11 protein-coding genes are annotated in these 14,089 nt (G+C 38.0%); 4 read left to right on the top strand and 7 right to left on the bottom strand.

The window, feature by feature from the left end; genetic code table 11:
• Positions 1-39 precede the first annotated feature (39 nt).
• Positions 40-792, top strand: a complete 753-nt coding sequence (locus MKX69_RS07940; RefSeq protein ID WP_341009678.1) for a class I SAM-dependent methyltransferase — start codon at positions 40-42, stop codon at positions 790-792.
• A 21-nt stretch (positions 793-813) separates the two neighbouring features.
• On the opposite strand, the gene MKX69_RS07935 is transcribed toward MKX69_RS07940, so the two are convergent.
• Positions 814-1,968, bottom strand: coding sequence for a hydroxymethylglutaryl-CoA synthase (locus tag MKX69_RS07935; RefSeq protein WP_341009675.1), 1,155 nt, complete (start codon positions 1,966-1,968; stop codon positions 814-816).
• Positions 1,969-2,152: 184 nt separating this feature from the next.
• Between MKX69_RS07935 and MKX69_RS07930 the strand changes: the two genes are divergently transcribed.
• The gene (locus MKX69_RS07930) at positions 2,153-4,594 is read left to right on the top strand and encodes a hydroxymethylglutaryl-CoA reductase, degradative (RefSeq protein ID WP_341009672.1); all 2,442 of its coding nucleotides are present in this window, start codon (positions 2,153-2,155) and stop codon (positions 4,592-4,594) included.
• 328 nt (positions 4,595-4,922) lie between these two features.
• Here MKX69_RS07930 and MKX69_RS07925 read toward each other — a convergent pair whose 3' ends face one another.
• From MKX69_RS07925 to MKX69_RS07915, 3 genes are all read right to left on the bottom strand, one after another.
• The gene (locus MKX69_RS07925; protein WP_341009670.1) at positions 4,923-5,627 is read right to left on the bottom strand and encodes a hypothetical protein; all 705 of its coding nucleotides are present in this window, start codon (positions 5,625-5,627) and stop codon (positions 4,923-4,925) included.
• Between the two features lie 154 nt (positions 5,628-5,781).
• Positions 5,782-6,027, bottom strand: coding sequence for a hypothetical protein (locus tag MKX69_RS07920; RefSeq protein ID WP_002289275.1), 246 nt, complete (start codon positions 6,025-6,027; stop codon positions 5,782-5,784).
• A gap of 16 nt (positions 6,028-6,043) precedes the next feature.
• The gene (locus MKX69_RS07915; RefSeq protein ID WP_002319269.1) at positions 6,044-6,895 is read right to left on the bottom strand and encodes an aldo/keto reductase; all 852 of its coding nucleotides are present in this window, start codon (positions 6,893-6,895) and stop codon (positions 6,044-6,046) included.
• A gap of 165 nt (positions 6,896-7,060) precedes the next feature.
• On the opposite strand from MKX69_RS07915, the gene MKX69_RS07910 reads away from it, so the two are divergent.
• Complete coding sequence (locus MKX69_RS07910) at positions 7,061-8,065, top strand: nucleoid-associated protein (RefSeq protein ID WP_341009669.1); 1,005 nt, start codon at positions 7,061-7,063, stop codon at positions 8,063-8,065.
• Between the two features lie 240 nt (positions 8,066-8,305).
• Here MKX69_RS07910 and MKX69_RS07905 read toward each other — a convergent pair whose 3' ends face one another.
• Both MKX69_RS07905 and MKX69_RS07900 read right to left on the bottom strand, forming a co-directional pair.
• Entirely contained in the window at positions 8,306-8,662 is a 357-nt protein-coding gene (locus MKX69_RS07905) for a YxeA family protein (RefSeq protein WP_002323408.1), read from the bottom strand.
• A gap of 173 nt (positions 8,663-8,835) precedes the next feature.
• Positions 8,836-9,795, bottom strand: a complete 960-nt coding sequence (locus MKX69_RS07900; RefSeq protein ID WP_002293280.1) for an IS30-like element IS6770 family transposase — start codon at positions 9,793-9,795, stop codon at positions 8,836-8,838.
• Positions 9,796-10,097: 302 nt separating this feature from the next.
• Here MKX69_RS07900 and tuf point away from each other — a divergent pair, with 302 nt between their 5' ends.
• Positions 10,098-11,285 (top strand): elongation factor Tu, encoded by a 1,188-nt coding sequence (gene tuf, locus MKX69_RS07895; RefSeq protein ID WP_341009666.1) that lies wholly within the window; start codon positions 10,098-10,100, stop codon positions 11,283-11,285.
• 187 nt (positions 11,286-11,472) lie between these two features.
• On the opposite strand, the gene mprF is transcribed toward tuf, so the two are convergent.
• A complete protein-coding gene (gene mprF, locus MKX69_RS07890) occupies positions 11,473-14,064 on the bottom strand; it encodes a bifunctional lysylphosphatidylglycerol flippase/synthetase MprF (protein WP_002300997.1) in 2,592 nt (863 codons plus the stop codon).
• Positions 14,065-14,089 lie beyond the last annotated feature (25 nt).

Genomic DNA, 14,089 nt, shown 5'->3' with positions numbered 1-14,089 from the left:
AAAAGTGAAAACATATAACAAAAAATTAGAGGAAATCAAATGAATGAAAAAGAATGGGATGAATTTGCTGAAGAATATTATGAAATCCAGCAAGAATCGCAAGTAACTATTACTGAAGATGTAAAAAATTATCTGAAAACGGAGAAAGTCCTGCCTGCTGAAACAGCAGCAGACGTTGCTGGAGGATCTGGCAGATTTCTTTACTTAGCAAAAGAAATTAATCGCTATGATTTGATCGATTTTTCTTCAGGAATGCTAGAAAATGCAAAAAAAGAAGCAGAAAAAAATGAGTTGCCAAATGTTTCCTTTATCAAACAGTCGTTAGAAGAATTTATCCAATCAAATGAGACATATGAAATGGTTTTTACAGCAGCAAATCCAGCATTGGTACATCTTATTCAATTAGAAAAATTGATGAAAAAGTCAAGCAAATGGTGCGTGATAATCAGAGTAGTGGAATCAATCGATGATGTTTTTTATCCTATCGAAAAGCAACTAGGAATGATAGAAGAAGATCCTAATACATCGCCAGTTGTAATGGATCAATTTGAAACATACTTAATTGATGAAGGATTCAAAGTGAAGAAAAAAGATTTTACTTATTTTACACAGGAATCAATTACTGAAGAATTGATGAAGCTATACTATGACGCGTACGCAAAAGATCCTGTTGTGACTAGGTACATTCGCAAACTGTTCAGTGAAAAACGAGAAATCCTTAGTACGACTAAGCTGACCTATAGACTGCTCCTTTGGTCCGCAGATAAAAAAAGAACCTTTCACGACTCGTGAAGGGTTCTTTTTATGATTTTATTATATTTTGTAGTAACGAATATCATTTTCGATCTTTGTAATCGAAAAAGGTACATCTGAAGTATATTCTGCACATTCTCCGTGTTCAGGAAGCGTCTCACTGAAAATCGTTTCATATTCGTCAACAGTGATCCGTGTTCGAGAATCTAGCATCTCTTGATGAGATTGTGCGAAGAGATATTCTTGATAGTTTTCTTCCAGATAACCTGTAAAAAATTCACTTACTGCACCAGAACCGTAGCTGAATAGACCGATGCGATCTCCTGGCTGTAGTGATTTCGAATTTTCCAGTAGAGAAGTTAGCCCCAGGTATAATGAACCAGTGTAAAGATTACCGATTCGTCGGCTGTAACGGATGCTTTCTTCATAGCGAGCCATAAGACGTTCCTGATTTTCTTCGTCTGTTTGGTCTAATACGCTTTGCAATGCCTTTTTTCCCATCTTAGTATACGGAATATGGAAAGCAATCGCCTGATAATCTTCGAGTCCTCGACCCGACAATTCTTTATGTCGATTCCAAACTTTTTGGAATGATTCGATATACGTAGAATTAGATAAAGGACCATCAACAACAGGAAATTCGCTATAATCTGGACGCCAGAAATCATAGATATCTTCTGTCAGAAATACGCTGTCGTCTTCAATCGATAAAATACGCGGGTTTTGATTGATCATCATCGCAACAGCACCGACACCTTGCGTCACTTCACCACCGCTTGCCAAGCCGTAACGAGCAATATCACTTGCTATGACTAGTACTTTTCGTTCTGGATGATTTTTGACATATTCTTTCGCCATGTGCAAAGCTGCGGTGCCACCGTAGCAAGCCTCTTTTACTTCAAAAGAACGAGCAAAAGATTGGATTTTCAGTAAATGGTGGATAATTACCGCACTCGCTTTTGAATGATCAATCCCGGATTCTGTTCCGACGATGACCATGTCGATTAGCTCACGGTCTTTTTCTGTTACGATTTTGCTGGCAGCATTTGCTCCTAGTGTAATGACGTCTTCATTTGCACGATTGACTGCCATTTGGTCTTGACCAATCCCTATATGGTATTTTGCAGGATCATCCCCACGGCTTTCTGCCAACTCTGTCATATCTAAATATAAATTAGGAATAAAAAAGGAAAGACGATCAATCCCTATTTTCATTTCAACACCTCTTTACTTATGATAAAAAACTTACTTTACTAAGGTATCATAAAAAGATTAAAAGAAATATAAAAAAGAGAATATTTAAGGATTGTTAAAATTTAATCTTAGAAAAAAACAACTGGAATAAGAGCTATTTGTTTTTACAGCAAAGAATGGTATATTTTTGTAGGAGGTGGCTTACTTGAAAGAAGTCGTTATGATAGATGCTGCAAGAACGCCGATAGGAAAGTATCGCGGAAGTTTAAGTCCATTTACTGCAGTTGAATTAGGCACACTTGTGACTAAAGGATTATTAGATAAAACAAAACTGAAAAAAGATAAAATCGATCAAGTAATATTCGGAAATGTCCTGCAAGCTGGTAATGGTCAAAATGTTGCCAGGCAGATTGCTTTGAACAGCGGTCTCCCTGTAGATGTCCCAGCAATGACGATCAATGAAGTTTGCGGATCTGGTATGAAAGCAGTGATCTTAGCACGCCAGCTGATCCAATTAGGTGAAGCAGAACTTGTGATAGCCGGCGGAACAGAGAGTATGTCTCAAGCACCTATGCTGAAACAGTATCAGTCAGAAACAAATGAATATGGTGAACCAATTTCCAGTATGGTCAACGACGGATTGACTGACGCATTTTCAAATGCACATATGGGATTAACCGCAGAGAAGGTTGCAACACAATTTTCTGTGAGCAGAGAAGAGCAGGATCGCTATGCCTTGTCGTCCCAGTTGAAAGCAGCACATGCTGTCGAAGCCGGTGTATTTTCTGAGGAAATCATCCCAGTCAAGATTTCTGATGAAGACGTGTTATCTGAGGATGAAGCAGTTCGTGGAAATAGTACATTGGAAAAACTGGGCACGTTACGTACAGTATTCTCAGAAGAAGGAACTGTAACAGCAGGAAATGCTTCCCCGTTGAATGACGGTGCCTCTGTGGTGATCCTTGCATCCAAAGAATACGCAGAAAATAATAATCTGCCTTATTTAGCAACCATCAAAGAAGTAGCGGAGGTCGGTATTGACCCAAGTATCATGGGAATCGCTCCAATCAAAGCCATTCAAAAATTGACAGATAGATCAGGAATGAATTTATCAACAATCGATCTTTTTGAGATCAATGAAGCATTTGCAGCTTCTTCTATCGTAGTTAGCCAAGAACTGCAGTTAGATGAAGAAAAGGTCAATATATATGGAGGAGCAATCGCATTAGGCCATCCAATTGGTGCAAGCGGTGCACGTATCTTGACTACATTAGCTTACGGATTGCTTCGTGAACAGAAGAGATACGGTATTGCTTCATTATGTATTGGTGGAGGTTTAGGCTTGGCAGTCTTGTTAGAAGCGAATATGGAGCAAACACATAAGGATGTGCAAAAAAAAAAGTTTTATCAGCTTACGCCATCTGAACGGCGCAGTCAATTAATAGAAAAAAATGTATTGACACAAGAAACTGCGTTGATTTTTCAGGAACAAACACTTTCTGAAGAGCTCTCCGATCACATGATCGAAAACCAAGTGAGTGAAGTGGAAATCCCAATGGGCATCGCGCAGAATTTTCAAATTAATGGCAAGAAAAAATGGATTCCGATGGCAACAGAGGAACCATCTGTCATTGCAGCTGCAAGTAATGGTGCAAAAATCTGTGGAAATATCTGCGCAGAAACACCTCAGCGGCTGATGCGAGGGCAAATCGTTCTATCAGGAAAATCGGAGTATCAAGCAGTGATCAATGCAGTTAATCATCGAAAAGAAGAGCTGATTCTTTGTGCAAATGAAAGTTATCCTTCAATCGTGAAACGCGGGGGCGGTGTTCAAGATATCTCTACTCGGGAATTCATGGGGAGTTTCCATGCATACTTATCTATTGATTTTTTAGTGGATGTAAAAGATGCAATGGGCGCTAACATGATCAACTCGATTCTTGAGAGTGTGGCAAACAAGTTACGGGAGTGGTTCCCTGAAAAAGAGATTCTATTCAGTATTTTAAGTAATTTTGCTACAGAATCATTGGCTTCTGCCTGTTGTGAAATCCCATTCGAACGCTTAGGGAGAAACAAAGAAATCGGTGAACAAATTGCCAAAAAAATCCAACAGGCAGGGGAATATGCGAAGCTTGACCCTTACCGTGCAGCAACGCACAACAAAGGGATCATGAATGGTATAGAAGCTGTAGTGGCAGCTACAGGAAATGATACACGTGCGGTTAGCGCTTCGATCCACGTCTACGCGGCAAGAAATGGATTATACCAAGGATTAACAGACTGGCAGATCAAAGGGGATAAACTAGTTGGAAAACTAACGGTGCCTTTGGCTGTTGCCACAGTAGGCGGAGCTTCCAATATCCTGCCAAAAGCAAAAGCATCTTTAGCTATGTTAGATATTGATTCAGCCAAGGAACTAGCACAAGTAATTGCTGCAGTAGGGTTAGCTCAAAACCTGGCTGCTTTGCGTGCATTAGTTACAGAAGGAATCCAAAAAGGCCACATGGGACTTCAAGCTCGTTCATTAGCGATCTCAATTGGGGCTATTGGTGAGGAAATCGAGCAAGTTGCGAAAAAATTACGTGAAGCAGAAAAGATGAACCAGCAGACAGCTATACAAATATTGGAAAAAATCCGGGAAAAATAAAAAAGCAATATCTTTAGAAGAATAAAGCAAGATTTACAGTTATTTTATTTACTGCAGATCTTGCTTTTTTCTCTATCAGAAAATATGTTTATTATTAGAATTTTTTATAGTTAAGGTTAGGCATCTTAAGAAATCAGGCAATTCCAAGATATCTTCAGGTAGAAGAGAAGTCGCCTAACATGTAGGATCATAGGTGATTTGTTGGACAGGTCAAGCTGATATTTGAGCCTGATGTTAGAAAGAATTTCTTTTTACTTGCTGTAGAAATTATTATATGACTAAAAAGGCTGGGATTTTAAATCCCAGCCTTTTATGACAAATAGAATTTTTATCGATCAGTAATCGCTGTCGCTGCAAATTGTTCGATCAAAGGAATCAAAGTCAATTTGACTTTGTATTTCCGTTCGAGTGCTTTTTCGATAACGAACTCATTTTCAGTAGTCATAGAAATAGTTGCTAATTTACGAGGTTCATCAGCATTTTTTTCATTAATAACTACTTCATGTTCATTTTGTTCTGTGTAAAATTTAGGATACTCAGCAACGGCTTTTGAAAAATCAGCAAAACTTAAAGCGGCATTCGTATCAGTTGAGCGTGTATTTTCAGTTGTGTCCGCTTTTGGTTTTTCCGTTTTTTCTTCTGGCACACTGACTGTTTTTTCTGTAACTGGTGTCGCAACAGCTTGCGCAGTTGGTTCATCGTTTTTCAATCGTTGATCATTCCAGTAAGACACGATTTCAATAAGAAGATTGTCACGGAATCGTTCGAAAATCCCGTTTTCTCCTGAACGAATTCTCTTTAATACAGTATTGAAGTTGTCATCGATTGGCACGTTGATCCGTGTATCTTCATTTGTTTTCCCAGCTAATCCGATCGTTAAGATTTGACGGTTTTTGGGATTAAGCATGACTTGTAACGGCAAACCATAACGTCGCAAGCTCTCTTCTTCTAGAGAACGGAATAATTGTCCTCTTACACCATCCAATGAAGGACGGAATTGATTTAATAATTTTTGTTTCTGTTTTTTCTTCATATGTTCTCTCCTTCACTCATACCCTTTCGATTATAAGAAAAAAACAGCCAAATGAAAAGGAGTAATGCAAAAAAACTTACGTATTTTCCCGTTTTTTGAAAGAAAAATAAAAAATGGAACGGATTATGTATATACATAATCCGTTCCAATCTTTCTATTTTTTCGGTATCAAGGCAAAAACAGGTAGTTCAGGTGAATAAATGACTTCATGTTCGTGCCAGGGTTTGACCATTAGCGAATGATCGAACCGTTTTTTCAGTTCTTCGATGATTTGATCATGTGTCCAGTTTCTTGCAGGAAAATGTTGGATTTTCTCTGCATCGATCAAAAAGACAAAATCGGAATGAAAAGTCTGGGTAACTTCTTCCGAGAGAGAATTCAAGCGTTCGATTGGATCCATAAAATCACCTTTCGAGTTAAAATTGGGTAGTATCTGGGTCTTTTGCTTTGCCGACTACACCATCTAACTGATCGATTTGTTTCATTTCTTCTTCTGTTAATTCAAAATCAAATAGTTCAGTATTTTCTTTGATTCTGCTTGGTGTCACTGACTTAGGAAGAGGAAGGAATTCGTGTTGCAGCGACCAACGCAAAGCAACTTGTGCAATCGTCTTGTCATGTGCTTCAGCGATTTGTTTCATTTCAGGCACATCGAAGATTTTACCAGTGCCTAATGGACTATATGCTTCGAGGATCATATCATGTTTTTTTGCATACTCAACTACAGTTGGCTGTAATTCGCCTGGTGCAAGGAAAACTTGATTGACCATCGGCATAATTTTTGCTGTTTTTGCTAGTGTATCTAGATGGTGGGGTAAGAAATTGCTCACACCGATTGCTTTGATTTTACCTGCTTCATACAGTTCTTCAAATGCTCGCCATGTATCTGCATTTGCTTGTTCCCAATTATCACGAAAAGCAACAGGGTTTGGCCAGTGGATCAAAAACAGATCTAAATAATCTGTTTGGAGCTTCTTCAATGATTCTTCAAAAGAAGACATCACAAGTTCATAGCTGTGGTTTGCATTCCATAATTTTGTTGTCAAGAATATCTCTTCTCTAGGAATTCCACTTTCCTTAATCGCTTGGCCGACACTTTCTTCATTCTTGTATCCTTGGGCAGTATCGATATGGCGATAACCTGCAGCCAGCGCTTCTTTAACAGAGGAAACAGCGACATCCCCATCAGGTGTTTGCCATGTGCCGAATCCTACTACCGGGATTTCGTAACCATTTGATAGACGATAAGTGCTTGTTAATGAATTCATACTTTCAGCTCCTTTTTTATTCGTTCAACTATAAGTGTAGCGCATTTTTCGAAAAAAAGAATCCATTTTGTTTCTACTCTTGAAATTTTTGTTTAAAAGAAAATGATTTTGATTCTGGTATTTTTGATTTTTTTTCCGTAAACTAAGACAGAAGGGAATGAGAAAATGGATATCTATTTAAAAAAAGCAATTCTGCATATTATTGACAGAGAAACTGGTTCTCCAGTCTTTTCACAAAAAGAGCTGGATCTGACAAAAGAATATATTCGTGATTTTCTTCAAAAGAAGATCCAAAAAATCTCTTCTGCTCAAACAAAAACTGGACAACTAGCAGAAGAAAGCATGATCGTTGAATCACTTAAAATCGCTCAAGAAAATTTTGTGGAAGCAAGTGAAGCAATCGTTCAGCGGTGGTTCGATATCTACCAAGAAAGTAAAGAAGCACCTAGTGCAGATGTATTTGTTGTTTTGTATGAATTAGATACAGTGATGTACTTATCTTTATTGAAAGTCAATTATCGTGAGGCTTACACTCACTTTGTTGAAGCAGACGAAGCAGGGATCGACAACCGCTTGATTTTGAATCGAGCAATTCTAGGGGCGAAAACACAAAAAGCAGATGAAGCATTCGCTGTGAATTTGACTGATTGGACCTACGAATTAATTGAAAAAAAATATGAGTTTTCTGGCAAAAAAGAGCTTTATTTTTCTGGAAGAGTGATCGAAAGTGTTCCTGCAGCTTCTTTAGAAGAAAATGTAAAAGTGATCCAAAAAGTAGCCAAGCATCTTGGAAAAAAATTTGAGACAGAAGAATTTGATATCATGGCTGATTTGAAAGAAGCTGTCTATGATACGATAGAAGAAAAAGGTCGGTTGGATCATGAGATGATTGCGGAAAAAGTCTTCAAGGAAAACATCACGGCAAAAATGGCTTTTAAAGAAGAAGTACAAGAGCAAGGATTTGTCCCAGGAGCACCTCCTGTAAAAGAAGTACAAGAAATTTCTGAGAAAAAATTTGGAAAACAAAAATTCAAGCTATCAAACGGGATCGAACTGATCGTACCAGTAGATGTATATCGCAACCCAGATTTGATTGAATTTGTGAATAATCCGGATGGTACGATATCCGTGATGATCAAAAATGTGGATGAAGTATTGAATCGTTTATAAAAATGACTAGAACATTAGGTGTTCAAGTACCAGTGATCAGTTAAATGAATTGTGTCAAGAGAAGGATCGGAAAAGACGAATATAACAAAAAAAGAGCGTGAGACAAAAGTAAAGAACACTTTTGTCTCACGCTCTAAACACGTATAAACGGCGGAAGCAGAGGCAACTCCTTCTTATTTCTTGGAGTTAAACGCTTCTGTCCCAGCCTCTTTTTATCTAATAAAATTTTAAGACCATTTACTAATTATCGATTTTTTCTGCCGCATTTTTAGGCACTTCAGAAGCCTTTATTTCTTCCCAGCTTAATACACCTTTACGAGGATTGACTTTGAGTTTAAGATACGCATTCATCTTTAATGGATGTTCTCTTTCTTCGCGAAGCGTCACCTGTTTTTTTTCACCATCTTTATTATAAGCCGCTTGCTTGTAGGTATAAGTCGTGAATTTCTCTCCGCTATCTGCTTGGGTAGCTGACATTTCGCCATTCGTCGTGATTTTTGTATAATAAGCTTCGCCGCCGTAAAAATAATGATAAGCTGCAAAACTTCCGCCGAGAAATATGCCTAAAACGACAAGTACGCCAATTAATTTTTTCATGTACTTCACCTCTTTCCTTATTATTAACGAAATAGAAGATTTCGTCTATTGAAAGTTGTTGGCAACAGCTGAATTTTAAACTTTTCCTCATTTTGTTCTTATTGCTTCAAAAGAAAGTTAAGGACTATCTTGAAGTTTTTCTCAAAAAACACATTTTTTTATTTTATGATTTGTCAAATTAAGCTAGAATAAAATGCTTCTTGTACATAGCTCAAAAATATTTCGATTGGTGTTCTGTAATTCAATGATTTTCTTGGAATATGATTACGTTGATTGCTGACACTGGAAATAAATGTCTGATTCACTTCTCTAAAATCCATTGATTTCGGCAGTCCATTACGACGCAGAATCCCGTTAGAATTCTCGTTTAATGGGCGTTGAGAAGGTGTTCCAGGGTCCGCAAAATATATATCAATATCATGTTGGTTACTAATGGCTTTCCAGTTAGAAAATTCTTTTCCACAGTCAAACGTAATAGATTTAAAGAAGTTTTTAGGGAAGCGAGAAAACCATTGATTAAGGGCAGTTTCAATATCTAATGCCTTACGGCCGTTGGGTTTAATCGTGATAATGACTTTAGATAATCTTTCAACTAAAGTAATGACGGCACTTTTATGATGAATGCCAACGATCGTATCACCTTCAAGGTGACCAAACTCAGAATTGAAATCAGGATAATTATCAGGTCGATCATGGATTGAGCGCTGATACTGTTGTTTTCCCCGTTTTTCCTGATGGCCATTGGGTTTTCTTTTACCTTTCATCGGTAGTGTGTCAATATCAAATATTCCTTTAGAAAATAAACGATAAAGTGTTCTCATACCGCATGAAACAGGCCTTTCTTTTCGCCCGATAATGACGTCAGGCGTCCAACCAAGAGTGACTTTCTCTTTAATGTAATCTACTTCATGAGCAGGTAATTGAATGACTTTTCTCCCACATTTTTTCTTATTTTCTTTATACTGGTGCCAATAATCAAGAGCAGTCTTGCCTTGCTTGAACTTATTGACTACATTATAAATAGTTTGTATAGCACGTCCCATTCGGTTAGCGATTTCAACCGGCTTATTATGTTGAAGATAATATGATTCTATCATTGTCAGTTCGTCTATGGTAAGATGTTTGTAGGTCATTTATGGTTACACTCCTTTGTTTTCTTTCGTCGGAAATACAATTTGAGTGTACCATAAATGCCTTTTTATTTTTCTAACTTAATTTTACAATTCGCGTTTATAAAAGGTACTTTTTTCGCGTATAAGACAAGCGAGTGCTCTTAGTTAACTTTGACCAATATTGACGTATAATAAGCTTAGTTCGAATCTTACAAAAAGTAAGTCGGACGTATTCTTTTTGATTTAGTCAAAAAAAGACTATAATAAAAAGGTGAGAGCTGAAATTTTTCAGTGATCTATATTATTTAGGAGGTTTGTAAATTATGGCAAAAGAACATTATGACAGAAGTAAACCACACGTTAACATTGGTACGATTGGACACGTTGACCATGGGAAAACTACTTTAACTGCTGCGATCACTACAGTATTAGGCAAAAAAGGCCTAGCAAATCCTCAAGACTATGCTAGTATTGATGCAGCTCCAGAAGAACGTGAACGTGGGATTACGATCAATACCGCACACGTAGAATATGAAACAGAAAAACGCCACTACGCGCATATTGATGCACCAGGACACGCGGACTATGTGAAAAACATGATTACAGGGGCAGCACAAATGGATGGTGCAATCTTAGTTGTTTCTGCAACTGACGGTCCGATGCCTCAAACACGTGAACACATTTTATTGTCACGCCAAGTTGGTGTAAAATACCTGATTGTTTTCTTGAACAAAGTTGATTTAGTCGATGATGAAGAATTGATCGATTTGGTAGAAATGGAAGTTCGCGAGTTATTGAGCGAATATGGTTTCCCAGGCGATGACACTCCTGTGATCAAAGGTTCCGCATTAAAAGCATTGCAAGGCGATCCAGATGCTGAAGCTGCTATTATGGAATTGATGGATACAGTAGATGAATATATCCCAACACCAGAACGTGATACAGATAAACCATTACTATTGCCAGTGGAAGACGTCTTCTCAATTACAGGTCGAGGAACTGTTGCCTCAGGTCGTATTGATCGTGGTGCTGTTCGTGTCGGTGATGAGGTAGAGATCGTAGGGATCAAACCTGAAACACAAAAAGCAGTTGTAACAGGTGTAGAAATGTTCCGTAAAACGTTAGATTACGGGGAAGCTGGGGATAACGTAGGCGTGTTGTTACGGGGGATCCAACGTGACGATATCGAACGTGGACAAGTACTTGCTAAACCAGGTTCCATTACTCCACATACAAAATTCAAAGCAGAAGTGTACGTGTTGACAAAAGAAGAAGGTGGACGTCATACTCCATTCTTCAACAACTATCGTCCACAATTCTACTTCCGCACAACTGATGTTACAGGAACAATCACATTGCCAGAAGATACAGAAATGGTCATGCCTGGTGACAACGTGACGATTGATGTTGACTTGATCCATCCAATCGCTGTTGAAAACGGAACGACATTCTCAATTCGTGAAGGCGGGCGGACAGTAGGTTCAGGTATCGTTACAGAGATCAAAGCATAAGAAACGCGACTCGAATATTTTGGTAATGAAAAATGTTTAAAATAAAAGAGCGGTCCAAACAGGATTTCTGTTTGGACCGCTCTTTGTTCTTCAATTGTATAAGAAGAGATTGTAGAAGCATGAACTTTCGTTTTACTTCAGTCTCTTTTATTCATCATGAGAGTGTTCATCTATCGGTATGCAGTTTTTAATACTTTCTTCGTATCCATTTTTTCAAACCACTTATTCTACCTTGTGTCTGCTCAACTGGCGCATTATCAATAATCAGCAAAGCAATCATAACATATGCAATCCAACTATCTCTAGAATATAGAGTATAACGTGAGACCCAGTTTGTAGCGTACTTGCTTTTATATTCTCTTAATCCATGGAAAGAATAAAAATGAGAACCAAACTCGTAAACCAAGTATGCAATCCTTTCCTGTAAAAAACTCTTTCTGGAAGTTCCGACATTTGAAAGAGGGGCCATCCCTAAATTGAACCATTGGATATGTTCTTCTTTCATATAGGCAAACAAATGCAAGAACAAGAAATCCATACTGCCAGAAGGTGCTTTTTTAGGATCATATCGCATCAGATCAATCGTTCCTACTTTATTGTTCGTGTAAGTAGGCATGATCGTTGCAAAAGCGACAATTTCTTCTTGGGTATTTTTGACAACTGCAATAGGCGCTCTTTGTAGATAATCTTCAGAGAAAAAGCCTAAAGAAAACCCTTTTTCCTTTCGTGAACCCAACCAATTATCAGAGATATTTTTGAAAGTACTCATTTGCTCAGTAGAAAATGGTGGTTGTAAGACATCAAATGTAAATCCTTCTCGTTCGATCCGATTCAAGACAGCACGAGTGCCCTTCATTTTTTTCCCTGAAGTTGTAAAACTATTCAGGTCTACATAAGCTTCTTCCCCCATCTTAATGAAATCGTAGCCGAATTCATGCAAAATCATAACAATCTCTTCGCTTGTTTCGTAGAAAACTGGTAAATAGCATAGTCGATCTGTTTCTTCGATAAAAGCTTCGATTGCTTCTGGAAAATCTTCTTTCTTACCAGAAGGATCACCCATTACAATACATTTATTATTGAAGCAAGCGAATTGGAGAAGAACAGTTGGTTCACCGTCTTTTTCATAGGCAAACATCCGCTTATCTTTTAAGAAGATCAATTGACTATCGGAGTTTCCTCCATAAGTTGTAAGGATCTTCAGGGCCTTTTCTTCATTAAAGGCTTCGCCAATCTGTTTCTTTTCTCCTTGAAGGAAATGAACAAATAGAACGATCATGAAACTAACAGCGATGATGGCCAACAATCCCGAAAACCAAATCTTTTCAGAAGGAAATAAGAAAAAGGAAATAAAATGGTGACGCCGATGAGGGAAATCCGGCAGATTGTATACCCCAATAACGATGTAAAGCAAGGACAGTGCACCAATAATGATTCCATCGATCGTACGCCACTCCCATGAATAGATCAATTGTTCCCGAAATAATTCGTTTTTAGAAGCAAGAATGATCAGAAGCAGAATAGACAAGAAAACCACCGGTGTGAAACTAAAATCACTTAATAAAACATAAAGTAAAGCTAGAACAATCAAGAAGATTGTAGGCAAATATGCTCGTTTCACACGTGCTGCGATCCCTCTGCCCATAATGATTAAAAGAAATCCCAATAGTATACTAGGAAATTGGATAATAAAATGAAATTTCAATGGGTTCAAACTATGAAGCCAGCGAAACTCTGTAAAAGCTTGCGGGATAGTGGCAGAAAGTACTAGCATGATTCCAGAAAAGTATAATAAGACAACCACGATTTTATGCGCAATTTCTGTTGCTAATTGTTTAGGGATACCAGAATAACGCTGATCAAAAGTGGAACCGATATTTTTGAAGAAAAAGACGATTCCAATCAAAAACGGAATGATGTAGTAGAACAGGCGATAGAGCAAGATCCACACAACGACTATTTCTCTTGGCACACCAATAGCGGACAACCCGATAATCATCATTACATCGAAACTCCCAATTTCTCCTGGAATCATAGACACGATTCCTATCACTGAAGCAGCAATGAATAACGGAATTGTTTGCCACAGATCAATCCGGATTTCCATTAAATAACCAACAGAAAGGAAACTAAACAGGACACCGGTCCATTCCAACAATGAAACTAGCAATAGCTGTCCTTGAGTTTTAAGTGAGGTACCACCAAGGAATCCTTTCTTTTTGAAAGTAGTAAATAAAAAGACGACAGGAAAATATAGACCGCCGCCGATCAACCATATCCAATATTGCTTCAAAAAAGGAGCAACTGGCGTGAAGACTACAAGTAAAAAAGAAAGCAGACTGTAAATAGAAAGTCCAGCCATCAAAAACAAGAAAACTTTCGATAATGCTTGGATCACGTTTCTGCTCTCTTTCTTTTGTCCATATAGTTCAGAGCGAAGCCCCACACTAACAAACCCGCCGAAACCGGCAATATTGTTGATTGTATTGATCAGCCAGCTTGTCTCAAACAAGTAACGAGGATTCTGCTTTTGTTCAAGCATCCGATTCAAAATAATATCATAACCAATCATAGGTAACACAGAGACAAGACCAATCAACAGCATAAGTCCGCTTTTCCATACAGGTATAGTGGCAAACGTTTCTCCTAATTGCTGGATAGATAGAGTTTTACCGATGGACATCAATTCACCGACAATAATGACAATGACAGAAATCAAAAAGATTGTTTTGAACAGTCCTAGGTGGTTTTTCAGCCATTGTATGGTATTTTTTAACAAATAAATCACCTTCTATTCCTAATAG

This window comes from Enterococcus sp. FSL R5-0957, from assembly GCF_038008005.1.
Lineage (GTDB): Bacteria > Bacillota > Bacilli > Lactobacillales > Enterococcaceae > Enterococcus_B > Enterococcus_B faecium.
Note: the sequence above shows the minus strand (reverse complement) of the source record. Positions and strands in the feature narration are given on the sequence as shown.

What these genes read in the sequence shown, in the direction of transcription:
- MKX69_RS07940 (WP_341009678.1), top strand. Translation starts at nt 40, where the DNA reads ATGAATGAAAAAGAATGGGATGAATTTGCTGAAGAATATTATGAAATC.
- MKX69_RS07935 (WP_341009675.1), bottom strand. Translation starts at nt 1,968, where the DNA reads ATGAAAATAGGGATTGATCGTCTTTCCTTTTTTATTCCTAATTTATAT.
- MKX69_RS07925 (WP_341009670.1), bottom strand. Translation starts at nt 5,627, where the DNA reads ATGAAGAAAAAACAGAAACAAAAATTATTAAATCAATTCCGTCCTTCA.
- MKX69_RS07920 (WP_002289275.1), bottom strand. Translation starts at nt 6,027, where the DNA reads ATGGATCCAATCGAACGCTTGAATTCTCTCTCGGAAGAAGTTACCCAG.
- MKX69_RS07915 (WP_002319269.1), bottom strand. Translation starts at nt 6,895, where the DNA reads ATGAATTCATTAACAAGCACTTATCGTCTATCAAATGGTTACGAAATC.
- MKX69_RS07910 (WP_341009669.1), top strand. Translation starts at nt 7,061, where the DNA reads ATGGATATCTATTTAAAAAAAGCAATTCTGCATATTATTGACAGAGAA.
- MKX69_RS07905 (WP_002323408.1), bottom strand. Translation starts at nt 8,662, where the DNA reads ATGAAAAAATTAATTGGCGTACTTGTCGTTTTAGGCATATTTCTCGGC.
- MKX69_RS07900 (WP_002293280.1), bottom strand. Translation starts at nt 9,795, where the DNA reads ATGACCTACAAACATCTTACCATAGACGAACTGACAATGATAGAATCA.
- tuf (WP_341009666.1), top strand. Translation starts at nt 10,098, where the DNA reads ATGGCAAAAGAACATTATGACAGAAGTAAACCACACGTTAACATTGGT.